This window comes from Pseudomonas brassicacearum subsp. neoaurantiaca (genome assembly GCF_013608025.1).
GTDB lineage: Bacteria > Pseudomonadota > Gammaproteobacteria > Pseudomonadales > Pseudomonadaceae > Aquipseudomonas.
In genome coordinates this window covers 299,818-314,607 of record NZ_VDLV01000001.1, presented here as the reverse complement: position 1 = coordinate 314,607, position 14,790 = coordinate 299,818, and the positions used below count along the sequence as shown (strand labels likewise).

General features: G+C 61.6%; 14 protein-coding genes. 7 read left to right on the top strand and 7 right to left on the bottom strand.

The window, feature by feature from the left end:
• Positions 1 to 157 precede the first annotated feature (157 nt).
• The 6 genes from FHK92_RS01380 to FHK92_RS01355 all read left to right on the top strand — a co-directional run bounded on the left by FHK92_RS01380 (position 158) and on the right by FHK92_RS01355 (position 6,996).
• Positions 158 to 1,432, top strand: a complete 1,275-nt coding sequence (locus FHK92_RS01380; protein ID WP_181286456.1) for an ABC transporter substrate-binding protein — start codon at positions 158 to 160, stop codon at positions 1,430 to 1,432.
• Between the two features lie 21 nt (positions 1,433 to 1,453).
• Positions 1,454 to 2,419: a carbohydrate ABC transporter permease gene (locus FHK92_RS01375; RefSeq protein WP_181286455.1), complete on the top strand. Its 966-nt coding sequence runs from the start codon at positions 1,454 to 1,456 to the stop codon at positions 2,417 to 2,419.
• Positions 2,416 to 3,258, top strand: coding sequence for a carbohydrate ABC transporter permease (locus FHK92_RS01370; protein ID WP_181286454.1), 843 nt, complete (start codon positions 2,416 to 2,418; stop codon positions 3,256 to 3,258). Before FHK92_RS01375 ends, FHK92_RS01370 begins: the two co-directional genes overlap by 4 nt.
• Positions 3,259 to 3,289: 31 nt before the next feature.
• Positions 3,290 to 4,429 (top strand): ABC transporter ATP-binding protein, encoded by a 1,140-nt coding sequence (locus FHK92_RS01365; protein ID WP_181286453.1) that lies wholly within the window; start codon positions 3,290 to 3,292, stop codon positions 4,427 to 4,429.
• Positions 4,426 to 5,928 (top strand): glycoside hydrolase family 32 protein, encoded by a 1,503-nt coding sequence (locus FHK92_RS01360; RefSeq protein ID WP_181286452.1) that lies wholly within the window; start codon positions 4,426 to 4,428, stop codon positions 5,926 to 5,928. The genes FHK92_RS01365 and FHK92_RS01360 overlap by 4 nt, the downstream gene beginning before the upstream one ends.
• Positions 5,929 to 6,003: 75 nt before the next feature.
• Positions 6,004 to 6,996 carry a LacI family DNA-binding transcriptional regulator gene (locus tag FHK92_RS01355; protein ID WP_181286451.1) on the top strand — a complete coding sequence of 331 codons (993 nt, stop codon included), beginning with the start codon at positions 6,004 to 6,006 and terminating at the stop codon, positions 6,994 to 6,996.
• 302 nt (positions 6,997 to 7,298) lie between these two features.
• Here the strand turns inward: FHK92_RS01355 and FHK92_RS01350 are convergent, their stop codons facing one another.
• Complete coding sequence (locus FHK92_RS01350) at positions 7,299 to 7,724, bottom strand: VOC family protein (protein WP_181286450.1); 426 nt, start codon at positions 7,722 to 7,724, stop codon at positions 7,299 to 7,301.
• Between the two features lie 119 nt (positions 7,725 to 7,843).
• Between FHK92_RS01350 and FHK92_RS01345 the strand changes: the two genes are divergently transcribed.
• A complete protein-coding gene (locus FHK92_RS01345; RefSeq protein ID WP_181286449.1) occupies positions 7,844 to 8,722 on the top strand; it encodes a LysR family transcriptional regulator in 879 nt (292 codons plus the stop codon).
• A gap of 27 nt (positions 8,723 to 8,749) precedes the next feature.
• On the opposite strand, the gene FHK92_RS01340 is transcribed toward FHK92_RS01345, so the two are convergent.
• From FHK92_RS01340 to FHK92_RS01315, 6 genes are all read right to left on the bottom strand, one after another.
• Positions 8,750 to 10,360 carry a gamma-glutamyltransferase family protein gene (locus tag FHK92_RS01340; protein WP_181286448.1) on the bottom strand — a complete coding sequence of 537 codons (1,611 nt, stop codon included), beginning with the start codon at positions 10,358 to 10,360 and terminating at the stop codon, positions 8,750 to 8,752.
• A gap of 42 nt (positions 10,361 to 10,402) precedes the next feature.
• A complete protein-coding gene (locus tag FHK92_RS01335; RefSeq protein ID WP_181286447.1) occupies positions 10,403 to 11,182 on the bottom strand; it encodes an amino acid ABC transporter ATP-binding protein in 780 nt (259 codons plus the stop codon).
• A gap of 2 nt (positions 11,183 to 11,184) precedes the next feature.
• Positions 11,185 to 11,961 (bottom strand): amino acid ABC transporter permease, encoded by a 777-nt coding sequence (locus tag FHK92_RS01330; RefSeq protein WP_181286446.1) that lies wholly within the window; start codon positions 11,959 to 11,961, stop codon positions 11,185 to 11,187.
• Between the two features lie 12 nt (positions 11,962 to 11,973).
• Entirely contained in the window at positions 11,974 to 12,780 is an 807-nt protein-coding gene (locus tag FHK92_RS01325) for an ABC transporter substrate-binding protein (protein ID WP_181286445.1), read from the bottom strand.
• 60 nt (positions 12,781 to 12,840) lie between these two features.
• Entirely contained in the window at positions 12,841 to 13,524 is a 684-nt protein-coding gene (locus FHK92_RS01320) for a GntR family transcriptional regulator (RefSeq protein WP_181286444.1), read from the bottom strand.
• A 221-nt stretch (positions 13,525 to 13,745) separates the two neighbouring features.
• Positions 13,746 to 14,687 carry a helix-turn-helix domain-containing protein gene (locus FHK92_RS01315; protein ID WP_181286443.1) on the bottom strand — a complete coding sequence of 314 codons (942 nt, stop codon included), beginning with the start codon at positions 14,685 to 14,687 and terminating at the stop codon, positions 13,746 to 13,748.
• Between the last annotated feature and the right edge of the window lie 103 nt (positions 14,688 to 14,790).

The window sequence follows — 14,790 nt, the reverse complement described above, 5'->3', positions numbered from 1 at the left end:
CTGTTTTGTTTTTATTGTTCGGTTGCCGCAGCCGGTCTTTTCGCCAAGGTTCCGAGTTGTCGAACCTGAGAAAAAAAGGATGCCTCGCTGCTAATACACTGCTACATTTGGCGATGTTAACGTTAACTTTTCCAAAAACAAAAATAAAGAGGGCTTTATGAAACAGCTCAAATCGCTCCTTCCGGCGGCGCTGCTCGGCCTTTGCATCGGCTTTCCATCCCTGTCGACGGCTGCCAACCTGACGATTTCCTGCGGTGCCGTGGGTGCCGAACTGCAACTGTGCAAGGAGGCTGTCGAGGCGTGGTCGAAACAGACCGGCAACAGTGTCGAAGTGGTTTCCACGCCTAACTCGGCGACCGAGCGGCTGTCGTTCTATCAACAGATCCTCAGTGCGCAATCCAGCGACATCGACATCATCCAGATCGACATGGTGTGGCCGGGCATGCTGGCCAAGCACTTGATGGATCTGCGAGAGGTGCTGCCTGCCAACGCTACCCAAGGTTATTTCCAGGCCCAGGTGGACAACGCCACGGTAAACGGGCGCCTGGTGACGATGCCGTGGTTCACCGACTCGGGACTGCTGTACTACCGCAAGGACTTGCTCGAGAAATACAACAAGCCCGTCCCCCAGACCTGGGAAGACATGACGACCACCGCCAGGACCATCCAGCAGGCCGAGCGTGATGCCGGGAACGCCAACGCATGGGGCTACGTTTTCCAGGGGCGCGCCTATGAAGGCCTGACGTGCAATGCGCTGGAATGGATCAGCAGCCAACCGCAAGGCGGGCTGGTCAATTCGCAAGGCGACATCGTGGTGAACAGTCAGGCCTCGAGGGCGGCGTTGACCCTGGCGAAAAGCTGGGTGGGCGACATCGCCCCGCGTGGCGTGCTCAATTACACCGAAGAAGAAGGACGCGGCGTCTTCCAGTCCGGCAATGCGCTGTTCATGCGCAACTGGCCGTATGTCTGGGCCCTGGTACAAAGCCCGGACAGCGCAGTCAAGGACAAGGTCGGCGTCGCTCCCCTGCCCCGTGGCGGCACCACGGGCACCCACGCGTCCACCCTCGGCGGCTGGGGCCTGGCGGTGTCGCGCTACAGCGCCAACCCCAAGCTTGCCGCGGAACTGGTGAGTTACCTGAGCAGCGCCCAACAGCAGAAACACCGCGCCCTGGTTGGCGCCTACAACCCGGTGATCGAGTCGCTCTACCAGGATCCCGAGTTGCTCGCGGCCATGCCTTACTACAGCCAACTGCACAGCATTCTCAACGATGGAGTCATGCGCCCCGCCTCGATCACCGCCGACCGTTATCCAAGGGTTTCCAACGCGTTCTTCGATCAAGTGCATGGCGTTCTCGCGGGCGAGCGGCCAGTCGATCAGGCGTTGGCCGAGCTGGAAAGCGAACTCATACGGATCAAACGCCGGAACTGGTAAGCCACAAGGAAGGAAATCACCATGTCAGTCTCCACGACACTCGCTCCCGGCGACGACGAGCGCCTGCTCACCCGGGAAACGCCGGTACAACGCCGCCGCGTTCGCGCCGCCTGGCTGTTTCTGACGCCGATGCTGCTGTGCCTGGCCCTGGTGGCAGCCTGGCCGCTGCTGCGCACATTCTGGTTCAGTCTGACCGACGCCAGCCTGGCCGACACCGGCGACGCAACCTTCGTCGGCTTGAGCAACTACCTGTTTCACAGCAGTGCCGGCTGGTCAGGCATCCTGGTCGATCCACAGTGGTGGAATGCGGTGCGCAACACCTTGCATTTCACCGTGGTGTCGGTGGGACTGGAAATGGTCCTCGGGCTGCTGGTGGCGCTGCTGCTGAACGTCAAGTTCACCGGACGCGCCTTGGTGCGGGCGTTGATCTTGATCCCCTGGGCGATCCCGACCATTGTCTCGGCGAAAATCTGGTCATGGATGCTCAACGACCAGTTCGGCATCATCAACCACCTGATGCTCGGCCTCGGCCTGATCGACGCACCGCTGGCCTGGACCGCCGACGCGGACCTGTCGATGTGGGCGGTGATCATCGTCGACGTCTGGAAAACCGTGCCCTTCGTCACGCTGCTGATGCTGGCGGCCTTGCAGATGTTGCCCAGCGACTGCTACGAAGCCGCCAGGGTCGATGGCATTCATCCGGTCAAGGTTTTCTGGCGGGTCACCCTGCCGCTGCTCATGCCGGCATTGTTGGTGGCAGCGATCTTCCGCATCCTCGATTCGCTGCGGGTATTCGATGTCATCTACGTGTTGACTTCGAATTCGTCGAGCACCATGAGCATGTCGGTCTACGCCCGCCAACACCTGGTGGAATTCCAGGACGTCGGCTACGGCAGCGCCGCCTCGACCTTGCTGTTCCTCGTCGTCGCGGTGATCGCCATGGCTTATCTGTACCTTGGACGCCGTCGGATGGAGGTGCGCTCATGAGCCCGCGCCTGCTGAAAAAAGCCCTGCTGCGCCTCGGCTTCTGGTGCCTGATCGCAATCCTGCTGGTGTATGCGGTCTTCCCGTTCTACTACGCCATCGTGACGTCGCTGAAGCCGTCCAGTGCCTTGTTCCAGGTGAGCTACTGGATCGATAACCCGGACTTCTCCAACTATGCCGCAGTGCTCAACCAGGCCTCGTTCCTGCGGGCGATCGGCAACTCGCTGGTGGTGGCGCTGTGCGTGGTCGCCCTGGCCTTGTTCCTCAGCCTGACCGCCGCCTATGCCTTGGGCCGGGTGAAGTTTCGCGGACGCGGCCCGGTGTTGATGATGGTCCTCGGCGTTTCGATGTTCCCCCAAGTCGCGGTGCTGTCGGGATTGTTCGAAGTCATCCGTGCCCTGGGCCTGTACAACACTTCCTGGGCGTTGATCCTGAGCTACACGATTTTCACCCTCCCCTTCACCGTCTGGGTGCTGACCACCTTCATGGGGCAACTGCCCCATGAGTTGGAAGAGGCCGCGATCATGGACGGCGCGTCCCCCTGGGTCACGCTGACCCGCGTGCTGCTGCCGCTGCTCTGGCCGGCGCTGGTCACTACCGGCCTCTTGGCCTTCATCGCGGCGTGGAACGAGTTCCTCTTCGCCCTGACCTTCACCCTCACCGATTCGCAACGCACGGTCCCGGTCGCCATCGCGCTGATTTCCGGCGGCAGCCCCCATGAGCTGCCTTGGGGCTTGTTGATGGCGGCGTCGGTGCTGGTCACGGTGCCCTTGGTGATTCTGGTGCTGATCTTCCAGCGCCGCATCGTTTCCGGCCTCACTGCCGGTGCGTTAAAGGGTTGAGGCCCAACACAGACAACAAAGGAACAGCATCGTGATCAAGTTGAAGCTGGATAACGTGAACAAACAATTGGGCGGCGCACGCATTCTTCGTGACGTCAGCCTGGACATCTCGGCAGGCGAATTCGTCGTCTTCGTCGGCCCGTCGGGCTGCGGAAAGTCCACCCTGCTGCGGCTGATCGCCGGGCTGGACTCGATCTGTGGCGGCGACCTGCTGATCGACGGACGCCGGGTCAACGACCTGGAGCCGCGCGAGCGTGGCGTCGGCATGGTGTTCCAATCCTATGCGCTGTACCCGCACATGAGCGTCTACGACAACATCGGTTTTGGCCTCAAGCTGGCCAAGACCGAAAAAACCAGCCTGCGCGAGCGGGTGCTGAAAACCGCGCAAATCCTGCAACTGGACAAACTGCTGCAACGCAAGCCAAGGGAACTGTCGGGCGGCCAGCGCCAGCGCGTGGCCATGGGCCGGGCCATGGCGCGGGAACCGGACATCTTGCTGTTCGACGAGCCGCTGTCCAACCTCGACGCCTCCTTGCGCGTGCAGATGCGCAACGAAATCGCCCGCCTGCATGGCCGACTGGGCTCGACCATGATCTACGTGACACACGATCAAGTTGAAGCGATGACCCTGGCCGACAAGATTGTCGTGCTCAACGGTGGACGCATCGAGCAGGTCGGCTCGCCGCGGGAACTCTACGAGCGTCCGGCCAGCCGTTTTGTCGCCGGTTTCCTCGGCTCGCCCAAGATGAATTTCCTGCCGGCAAGCCTGCATAGCCCTGGCGAAACCAGCCTGATCGAAAGCCCGTTGTTGGGAAGGACGCGCCTCCCCGTCGACAGCACCCACCTTGCGGCGAACAGCCCGTTGAGCCTGGGGATTCGCCCGGAGCACGTGTCGCTCAAAGTGGCCCAGGGAAGCACCGGAGTCGTCGTGGCCGGGGTCGAATACCTCGGCAGTGAAACCTACGTCCACTTGGAAACAGGCGACGAAGAACCGCTGATCTGTCGCTGCGAGGTCAATGCCGGATGGCGAGTGGGCGATCGGGTCGAACTGCAACTGGGTATCGAACATTTGCACGTCTTCGACGCGCCCGGCGCGGCGTTGAAGCGCCACGCCATTGAAAACCTGCCCGACGGCCTCGCTTCGCGCTCGGCCCATGCGGGCGCCCTATGAACTTGTCGTTGAATACCATGAGCAATCCAACATCCGCTTCTCTCGAAATGGCCCGGCAGGCTTTGGAAGATGGCCAGCCGCGCCTGATCCACGACTATCGACCCGACTATCACCTGGCCCCACCAACAGGTTGGATGAATGACCCTAACGGGGTGGTGTTCTTTCGTGGCGAGTACCACGTGTTCTACCAGCACAACCCCTTCGACGCCAGATGGGGCCCGATGTACTGGGGCCACGCCAAGAGCGCCGACCTGGTTCATTGGCAGCACCTGCCCATTGCCCTGGCGCCGGGCGATGACTTCGACCGCGACGGCTGTTTTTCCGGCAGCGCGGTGGTGTGTGGCGACACCCTGGCGCTGGTCTATACCGGGCACATCTGGTTGGGCGACGTGGGTGACGAACGCTTCATCCGCCAGGTCCAGTGCCTGGCCACCAGTGTCGACGGCGTCCGGTTCACCAAGCATGGCGCGGTCATTGAGCACGCGCCGCAAGCGGCGATCATGCACTTTCGCGACCCCAAGGTCTGGCAGGAGGACGGTTATTGGTACCTGATTGCCGGCGCGCGCCTGGGCGACACACCGCTGCTGCCGCTGTACCGCTCCACCGATTTGCGCACTTGGGAATTTCTCGACTACGTGTCCAGCGGCACCGACGGCGATGGCTACATGTGGGAATGCCCGGACCTGTTTCGCCTGGACGGGCGCGATGTGCTGCTGTATTCCCCGCAAGGCATGAAACCCGAAGGTTACGAGCGGCTCAACAAGTACCAGACCGGTTATCGCATTGGCCGCCTCGACAGCGACTGGCACTTCAGCGGCGGGCCGTTCATCGAGCTGGATAACGGTCACGACTTTTACGCCGCGCAAACCTTGGTGGCCGCTGATGGTCGGCGCCTGGTGTGGGCCTGGCTGGACATGTGGGAAAGCCCGATGCCGAGCCAGGCCCATCACTGGTGTGGCATGCTCGGTTTGCCCCGCGAGCTGGAACTGCAAGGCGATCGCCTTGGCACGTTCCCGGCACGGGAACTGGTCGCGCTGCGCCAGGCGCCATTGCCGAGCGTCGCGCCGTGGGGCGAATCTGGCTACCGTTGGGTACCGCAAGTGACGGGCGACCGGCTCGAAATCCATGTGCACCTGAACCTGCTCGGCTGCACCGAAGGCCAGTTGGGCATCGCCTTGCGCTGCAGTGCCGATGGGCAGGAACAGACCTTGCTCTATTACGATGCGGCACTGCGACGCCTGGTACTCGACCGCGACCGCTCGGGTGCGCAAGTGAGTGGCCAGCGCAGCGTCTCGATAGCGCCCGAGGAAACGCAACTGCACCTGCGGGTGTTCCTCGATCGTTCGTCCATCGAGGTGTTTGAGGAAAACGGCCGCTTCAGCCTCAGCAGCCGTATCTACCCACGGCCCGACAGCCTCGGAGTGAAACTGTTGGCAAACGGGACGGGTGGGCGTGTCGCCATTCCCAACGCGTGGCCGCTGGGCTCGGGATGGCTGTGAGTCGGGTCATTCGAGTCGCGAGAAACCCGGGGCCTGTGTCATGATTCGGCGTCAACCTGACTGGCCACACCTCGCATGACTTCCGTGAAAGACGTTGCACAACTGGCCGGCGTATCCCTGATGACGGTTTCGCGCGCGCTCAACACGCCGGAAAAACTGAGCCCCGAAACCCTTCAACGGGTCCGTCGCGCCATTGATGAATTGCAGTTCGTACCGAGCCTGTCGGCGCGCCGGATGCGCGGCGACAACTTGCAGGCGCGCACCATCGGCGTATTCGCACTGGACACCGCGACCACGCCGTTCGCCGTCGAGCTGCTGCTGTCCATCGAACAGACCGCGCAACAAGCGGGCTGGAACGTCTTTATCCTCAACCTGCTGAGCAGTCCGCCCACCGACCAGAACATCGACCTGATGCTGTCGCACCGTCCCGACGGCTTGATTTTCAGTGCCATGGGGTTGCGCCAGGTGAGCATTCCCGAGCGACTCAAGAGCAAGCCTCTGGTGCTCGCCAATTGCCTGGCCGATGACAGCCAACTGGTCAGCTATGTCCCGGACGATGAAGCTGGACAGTATCGCGCCGTGCACCATGCGCTGGGCCAAGGCTATCGGCGTCCGCTGTGCATCAATCTGCCCAGGAAGAGTGTCGCCTGGAACCTGCGCCAACAGGGCTTGCAACGCGCCTGCCAGGCATTCGGGCTGGCGCCAGGCGCACTGTTGCAATACGACCTTTCCGACCACGATGCCTATGGTGAAACCGCCGCCATTCTCGAACGGCACATCGTGGACGGTCGTCCGCAATTCGACATCCTGGTCTGCGGCAACGACCGCATTGCCTTTTGCGCCTATCAATGGTTGTTGGGCCGCGGCCTGAAAATTCCGGACGATGTGGCTGTGCTCGGCTATGACAACATGATCGGCATCGCCGAATTGTTCATGCCGCCTCTGACCACGGTCCAACTGCCGTACTACGAGATTGGTCGCCAGGCGGCCCGCCACTTGATCGACAGTCTCGAAGTAGCGGGCACCCAGCCGGTGGATTGCCCACTGGTGCTCAGGGCGTCGTTGTAATCCGACCGAAGACTATGTGGGAGCGAGCCTGCTCGCGAAGGCGTCGGCACAGCCAACATCGCTGCAAACTGATCCACCGCTTTCGCGAGCAGGCTCGCTCCCACAGATATCTTGGGTGTCCATGAGCTTTGCATTCAGCGCAGGACCCTTGTGGGAGCGAGCTTGCTCGCGAAGGCGTCGGCACAGCCAACATCGTTGCGAACTGATCCACCGCTTTCGCGAGCAGGCTCGCTCCCACAGGGATAGTCAGTGGTCATGAGCCTTGCATTCAGCTTGCTTCCACAGTCTTTAACACCCAACCGTTATTTCGCGAACAACTGGCTCATGTCCTTGAACGCCTTGAACTCCAGCGCATTGCCGCATGGATCGAACAGGAACATCGTCGCCTGTTCGCCCACCTGGCCCTTGAAGCGCACGTAGGGTTCGATCACGAATTCGGTGCCGAAGGATTTCAACCGTTCGGCCAGCGCTTCCCATTCAGCCCAGCCCAACACCACGCCAAAATGCGGCACCGGCACGTCGTGCCCGTCCACCGCGTTGCTGTGCACGTTTTCCTGGGAAGCGGTCTTGGGATGCTCGTGAATCACCAGCTGATGCCCATAGAAATTGAAGTCGACCCACTGCTCGCTGGAACGGCCCTCCTCCAGCCCAAACACTTGACCATAAAAAGTACGGGCTGCCGCCAGGTCATATACCGGAATCGCAAGGTGGAAAGGTGAGAGGCTCATCGGGACTCCAGAGACGTTTTGTTTGTCGGAACGCAACAGCGCGTGCATTGCATCGTAGTCGTGCAGGCACAACAAAAAAATCAATATAAATTTCTCAGAAACACAATTAATGTTAATCAATGATCAAAGAACTCAAGACCCTCATCGCCGTGGCGCGCGAAGGCACCTTTGCCGCCGCCGGGCACAAGATCGGCCTCACCCAGGCGGCGGTCAGTGCGCAGATCCAGCGCCTGGAAACCGAGCTGGGCTTCGACCTGTTCGACCGCAAAGGACGCTCGGCCCACCTCAACAAGCGAGGCCAGCAGATACTCCTGCAAGCGCAGGAGCTGATTCGCCTTTACGAGAATCTCGGCTCCACCACGCCCGGTCTTCCTCCCAGCGTCCTGGTGAACATCGGTGCGATCGCCTCTGTCCAACGCGCCTATCTGCCGGATGCCCTCGCCAGGTTTCACCGGCAATGCCCCCAATGCCGCACGCGCGTCGTGCCGGGTCTGTCGGTCGAGTTGATCAACCTGGTGGATGCCGGCGAAATCGACATGGCGGTGATGATCCGCCCACCGTTCTCGCTGCAAAGCGATCTGCGCTGGACGACCCTGGCGCTTGAGCCTTACCGGTTGATCGTTCCCCGTGGAATGCCCGGCGAGGACTGGTCGGCGCTGCTGTCCAGCCAACCCTTCATTCGTTACGACCGGTCTTCCTTCGGTGGCAGGCAGGTCGATCGTTTCCTGCGGCAGATGCATTTCACGCTGCGCGAAGTGTGCGAACTGGATGAGCTGGACGCGATCATCAAGCTCGTTGAAAAAGGCGTCGGTGTCGCCCTGGTGCCACAGACATCAGCCCATCAGCCGTGGCCCAAAGGCGTGCGGGCATTGGACCTCGGGCCGCACACGTTTCATCGCGACATCGGCCTGATCCACCGATCGCGACAGAGCTTGACCGACCCCGTCGCGATCCTGGCCGAACTGATCCGCGAGCAGGCCGGCGGCGGCATCGAATAACCCTGCGGTGAAGCTGGATGACAATCCTCACCAAACCGCGATATGCGAATCCGCCCGGGGCTCTGTCCCGCCGCACAACACGCCGCTGACAGGATCGCGCAGAATGATCTGCCCACGCCCATAGTCGGTCAGGTCGCTGGCAACCGTGACCTCATGGCCGCGCCGTGCCAGCGCATTGATCAAGTCCCGGGAAGCCCCCTGCTCGATCCCGACCTTCATCCCGCCCAACCATTGCCAGCGCGGCGCGTCCAGGGCGGCTTGCGGGTTCAGGCCGAAATCCACCAGGTTCATGACCATCTGCACATGCCCCTGGGGCTGCATGTAGCCGCCCATCACACCGAACGGGCCGAGAGCCTCGCCGTTGCGAGTGAGGAAACCGGGAATGATGGTGTGAAAGGTCTTCTTGCCGGGGACCAGGCAGTTGGCGTGGGTCGGATCGAGGCTGAATTCCTGACCGCGATTCTGCAGGGCGATACCGCTGTCGGGCAGCACCACGCCGGAGCCGAACCCGTGATAGTTGCTCTGGATGAACGAGACCATGTTGCCCTCCCCATCCGCTGTCGCCAGGTACACCGTGCCGCTGGCGTGGGGGTCGCCGGGCGCGGGCGGTTGAGCCTGCTCGCCGATCTGGCCGCGACGGCGGGCGCTGTAGTCATCGCTGAGCAGATCGGCGACCGCCACGCGCATGTGCAGGGGATCGGTGATGTAGTGCAGTCCGTCGCTGTAAGCGAGCTTCATCGCCTCCAGTTGGCGATGCCAAGTCTGTTGGCTGTCGCGGTGATCAAAGTTGAAACCCTCCAATATTTTTAAAGCCATCAAAGCCACCAGGCCCTGCCCGCTCGGCGGGATTTCCCAGACATCCACGCCTCGGTAATTCACGTGGATGGGATCGACCCACTGAGCGCGATAATCCTTGAGATCCGAGGCCCGCAGATAGCCACCGCTGGCCCGGGAATGGGCGTCCAGGCGCTCGGCCAATGCGCCGCGATAGAGGCTTTCGCAACGGCTATCAGCCAATTCCTGCAGGGTCCTGGCCTGGGCCGGATTGCGAAAAATCTCCCCGGCCCGAGGCGCGCGGCCATCAATCAGAAAAGTCTCGAACCAAGTGTCCAACACGGTATCGCGATGGGGCGTGAACTCGTTCACCGCAACCTGCCATTGATGGGCGACCACCGGCGACAAGGCAAAGCCATCCCGCGCCAGGCTGATGGCCGGTTGCAGCAACTCGGCAAAGGGCAACTTGCCAAAGCGTTGGGACAACTCGGCCCAGGCCGACGGGCAACCGGGAACGGTCACTGGCGTCCAGCCATAGAGCGGCATCTTTTCATGACCGGCCGACCTGACCGCCTCGATACTCAAGGCAGCCGGCGCATGGCCATTGCCGTTGAGACCGTGCAACCGACCCTTGCACCAGACCAAGGCAAAGGCGTCACCACCAATGCCGCAGCCCGTGGGCTCCACCACCGTCAGAGCGGATGCCGTGGCGATGGCGGCGTCGATGGCATTGCCGCCCTTTTGCATGATCTCGATGCCCGCCTGGGCGGCCAGGGGCTGGGACGCGGCGACCATGCCACGACGGGCAAAAACGCTCTGGCGCTGCGACGGATAAGGGTATTCGTGGGCAGAAAATTTCAGCATGGCAAAGGCTCTTCAATCCAGGAATTCGATAGCAGGAAAAGATCACAGCACTCGGCTGAGAAACGCCCGGGTGCGCGGATGGATGGGATGGCAGAAAATCTGCTCCGGCGGCCCCTGTTCGATCAGCTCGCCCTGATCGAGCACCACCACGCGGTCGGCCACTTCCCGGGCGAAACCCATTTCATGGGTCACTACGACCATCGTCATGCCCTCCTCGGCCAGTTCCTTCATCACCTGCAGCACCTCGCCGACGGTCTCCGGGTCGAGGGCGCTGGTGGGTTCGTCGAACAACATGGCCTGGGGTTTCATCGCCAAGGCACGAGCAATCGCCACCCGCTGTTGCTGGCCGCCGGAAAGCATCGACGGGTAATGGTTGGCCTTGTCCGCCAACCCGACCCGTTCCAGCAGGCCACGGGCCTGTTCCAACGCGGCGGCGCGAGGCACCCCGAGTACCTGGATCGGCGCTTCGATGATGTTTTCCACCGCAGTCATGTGCGGGAACAGATTGAAGCGCTGGAACACCATGCCAATGTCGCGCCGCTGCCGGGCGATGTTGCGCTCTGACTCACGCACCAGGCTGCCGTCGGCCCGCTCGCGATAACCCATGGCGCGACCGTTGACGCGGATGCGTCCGCCCTGGATGTCTTCCAGCAGATTGATGCAACGGATGAAAGTGGTCTTGCCGGAGCCCGACGCGCCGATCAGCACCACCACTTCGCCGCGCCGCACTTGCAAGGAGATGCCCTTGAGAATCTGCAACTCGCCAAAGGACTTGTGAACGTCCAGCGCCTCGATGATCAACTCTTCGCTTTTATGCGTCATGGTCAACGTGCCCTCAACAGGTTCAAGGTGCTGCGACCGAACATCCGCGTCGATGCCGGCGGCGGTGACGAGGGCCGGTCCGACTGGCCGAAACGGGCCTCCAGCCAACGCTGGAAAAAGCCCCACAAAGTCGTCAGCAACAGGAAATAGATCGCCACCACCAGGTACAACTCGAACACCCGGAACGTCGCCGACGTGACCATCTGGGTACTGAGCAGCAACTCCTGCACACCGATCACGCTGACCAGCGTGGTGTTCTTGAGCATCACATTGAACTCGTTACCCAGCGGCGGCACGATGACCCGGAACGCCTGCGGCAACACGATGCGGCGCATCAGCTTGGCGAAGGTCATGCCCAGGGAACGTCCGGCCTCGTATTGGCCCTTGTCCACCGCGCCGATGCCGGCACGGATGATCTCGGCCATGTACGCGCCTTCATTGAGGCCCAGGGCGATGATCGCCGCCTGGATGTTGCCGGGGATCACCAGGCCAAAGAGGTCGATGTCTTCGAAACGGAAGATCCCGCCGGCCGCCAGCGCCGTGTAGAGAAAGACGATCTGCACCAGCAGCGGCGTGCCACGCATCAACCACACGTAAAAGCGCACCGGCAGGTTCAGCAACGGGTTGCGCGACAACCGCAACAGCGCAGCGGCCAATCCGAGCGCGCAGCCCAGCAGCATCGCCAGCACACTGATCAGGCAAGTCAGCCAGAGCCCGGTGAGGTACACCCCGCTGGGCTGCAGCAGGTACTGCCAGAACACATCCCAATTGAAATTCATCGACGGTTCACCTCAATCAAGCGTGTCACTGGCGACATGCCATTTGCCGAGCAGTTGGCTGTAGCTGCCGTCGCTGCGCATGTCGCTGACGACTTGCTGCACGGCGGCGGTCAGTTGCGGATCGTCCTTGCGAATGCCCAGCCCGGTGAGAATCCGACTGAAGGCTGGCACGCCTTCCTCGAACAATTCGGGCGCCATCGCCGCGTAATAACCGGCGGTTTCCACCGTGGTGCCGTAGGCGTCGACCTGGCTGATGCGCAGGGCTTGGAAGGCATCGGTGTCGGAGTTGTAGACCACCAGTTTCATGGGCGGCTTGCCGGCCTTGGCCAGGCTTTCATTTTCGGCGTCGAGCAGGGTCTTGATGGTAGAGCCGTTGAGCACCGCGACCTTGTGTCCGGAGAGGTCCTTGAGCGTCTTGAGGCCCTTCGGATTGCCCTTGGGCACTACCACCGCCTGGCTCGAATACATGTAGTTGACAATGTTAATCACCTCGCGGCGCTCGGGCTTGTCAAACAGCTGATCGACGATCATGTCGCACTGCTGGGCCAACAGCGCCGGCAGCAATCCGGAAAACGGAATGACCCGCCACTCGACCTTCTTGTCGCCCAAACGCTTGGCGATTTCCAGGCCCAGGTCCACGGTCAGTCCCTTGGGTTTCTGCGCCTCGTCGAAGGACACCAGCGGCGGCGAATCCATGCCTGAGCAGTAGACGAGTTTATCGGCCTTGAGCAAGCGCTCCGGGACAACGGGCGCGGCAGCCGCCCATTGCGCGAAGAAACCCAAGGATAAAGCGGCGACCAACAGGCGAGGCTTATGCATGACCAGACACTCCAGTTCAGTAAATGACGGCAGTACTCAAAGTCAAAACACGGGGCAGGCTTAAAGCCTGCTCTCGTTATTTTTCGATTGCAGGAACTCGATCAATTCAGGAACGGTGCCCTCGATGTGCGCACGCACCACCGCCTCGGCCTTTTCGGCATCGCCCGCACGCAGGGCATCGAGGATCAGTGTGTGCTCCTGGCGCGCACTCAGGGGCTTTTCCACGTGTTGCAGCCACAGGCGCATCGGCGCTTCGATCAGCGAATAAAGCGCGCTGATCTGTTTCAGCAAGCGCGGCCGACCGCTGAGGCTGCACAGGTATTCATGAAATGCGCGATGACGGCTGACCCACTCGGCGCTTTCCTCGCGATAGTCGTCCATCTCGTCCAGCAGGCGTTCAAGGGCGGCCAGTTGGCGCTCGCCGATTTTCGCCGTGGCAACGCGGACCGCCAGGCCTTCGAGGGCGCTGCGCATTTCAAAGACTTCGTGCAATTCATCGATGTCCAGGCCACTGACCACCGCACCGCGATTGGGCCGCAGGGTCACCAGGCCCTGGGCATCCAGGCGCCGGAAAGCCTCGCGCACCGGCATGCGGCTCATGCCGATCTCATTGGCGATGTCCTCGGCGATCAGCCGGTCGCCTTTGCGCAGGCGACCGCCGCAAATGGCTTCGAGCAGAAAGTTATAGGCTTCCTCCTCGGCAGTGATGGGCGCACGTTCAGCGTAGGTCGGGGCAAACTGCATGGCAGCACCTTCTGCATTTTTGTATCCAATTATCCATGGATTCATAAAAGCAGAATGCGTGCCAAGCGAACCGTTGGCTGTGCAAGGGATTGATTTTGAGGAAGTTGTCGAGGAAAACGGCGGGCGCGCTACAGGCTGGGTCGCACCCGGTGTGCTACCAAACAGCTCAGCGGCTGCCTTTTATGGGTGCAGGGCCGGATGGTTTGGTAACACCGCGCCCATCAAGCCCGTGCCCGGGGTGTGTCCGAAGGCGACTCACCAAACAATGCCCGGTAATGGGCGGCGAAGTGGCTCAGGTGGAAAAAACCCATCGCCACGGCGATCTCGCTGACATTCAGCGCGGTCGCACGGGTGCTGATCAAACGCCGACGCACCGCATTGAGCCGCAGGTTGCGCAAGTACTCCACCGGACGCATCCCGGTGACCGCCTGGAAGCTGTTCTGCAGGGTCCTGCGGCTCACGCGCAATTGTTCGCACAGGTCCAGGATGCTCAACGGCACTTCGGCGCTGGCCATGACCAATTCCTGGCACCGCTTGACCAGGTAGGCATTGACAGCAACGTTGCCGCGACGCCCACGCACCTCGTCCGAGGCGTGGCTGAACAGATCGAGGAATGCATTGAGCAGCACGTCTTCGAGGATTTTTTCCACGGCGGGATTGACGGCGTCCGCTTGTTCCAAAAGGTGACGAAACAGCGGTTGGATCTGTTGCTGGACCCTCGACAGCACCGCTTCATCCACGCTGATTTGCGAAACGCTTTTCAGGCGTTTGAGCTGCTGGTCCGGCAACTCATAGGCCGCCAGCTTGGCGAAACGCACCGTGTCGACATTCGCGGCGAAGAAGTGCGTGCCTTCCGGAGCATGCAAGACGAAGTCTTCGCCGTCGCGCAACAGCACGACGCTGTGGGCGCCGACTTGGTGCCCTTGTACCACCGGCGCATTGCCCAGCGACAGGGCAATGCACAAGCGCCCTTTCGGCGCGCTACCGCGTTGCACCACGCGCTTGTCCAGCACCTCCTGGAAGATCTGGAAGCGCTCGGCACACACCTGCCGCAGCTCACTGGAAAGGCAGCCACGGCCGAGTTGGTCATAGACCTGATGCCAGCCCAGAATCGAACCGGCGTGTTGTTGAGGATCATTGAAGGTACGGACTTCGGCGAACATGATCGTTGTTCCTCGGTGGCCCTGCGCTTATTGCCCGATGCTGATATCCAAAGAAATCGATAAACCCGTGGCGAGGGAGCTTGCTCCCGCTGGGCTGCGAAGC

Bases quoted from the DNA above. Each gene is read 5' to 3' on its own strand.
- FHK92_RS01320 (WP_181286444.1), bottom strand. From the start codon at position 13,524: ATGCAGTTTGCCCCGACCTACGCTGAACGTGCGCCCATCACTGCCGAG.
- FHK92_RS01370 (WP_181286454.1), top strand. From the start codon at position 2,416: ATGAGCCCGCGCCTGCTGAAAAAAGCCCTGCTGCGCCTCGGCTTCTGG.
- FHK92_RS01330 (WP_181286446.1), bottom strand. From the start codon at position 11,961: ATGAATTTCAATTGGGATGTGTTCTGGCAGTACCTGCTGCAGCCCAGC.
- FHK92_RS01345 (WP_181286449.1), top strand. From the start codon at position 7,844: ATGATCAAAGAACTCAAGACCCTCATCGCCGTGGCGCGCGAAGGCACC.
- FHK92_RS01380 (WP_181286456.1), top strand. From the start codon at position 158: ATGAAACAGCTCAAATCGCTCCTTCCGGCGGCGCTGCTCGGCCTTTGC.
- FHK92_RS01355 (WP_181286451.1), top strand. From the start codon at position 6,004: ATGACTTCCGTGAAAGACGTTGCACAACTGGCCGGCGTATCCCTGATG.
- FHK92_RS01360 (WP_181286452.1), top strand. From the start codon at position 4,426: ATGAACTTGTCGTTGAATACCATGAGCAATCCAACATCCGCTTCTCTC.
- FHK92_RS01350 (WP_181286450.1), bottom strand. From the start codon at position 7,724: ATGAGCCTCTCACCTTTCCACCTTGCGATTCCGGTATATGACCTGGCG.
- FHK92_RS01315 (WP_181286443.1), bottom strand. From the start codon at position 14,687: ATGTTCGCCGAAGTCCGTACCTTCAATGATCCTCAACAACACGCCGGT.
- FHK92_RS01340 (WP_181286448.1), bottom strand. From the start codon at position 10,360: ATGCTGAAATTTTCTGCCCACGAATACCCTTATCCGTCGCAGCGCCAG.
- FHK92_RS01375 (WP_181286455.1), top strand. From the start codon at position 1,454: ATGTCAGTCTCCACGACACTCGCTCCCGGCGACGACGAGCGCCTGCTC.
- FHK92_RS01325 (WP_181286445.1), bottom strand. From the start codon at position 12,780: ATGCATAAGCCTCGCCTGTTGGTCGCCGCTTTATCCTTGGGTTTCTTC.
- FHK92_RS01335 (WP_181286447.1), bottom strand. From the start codon at position 11,182: ATGACGCATAAAAGCGAAGAGTTGATCATCGAGGCGCTGGACGTTCAC.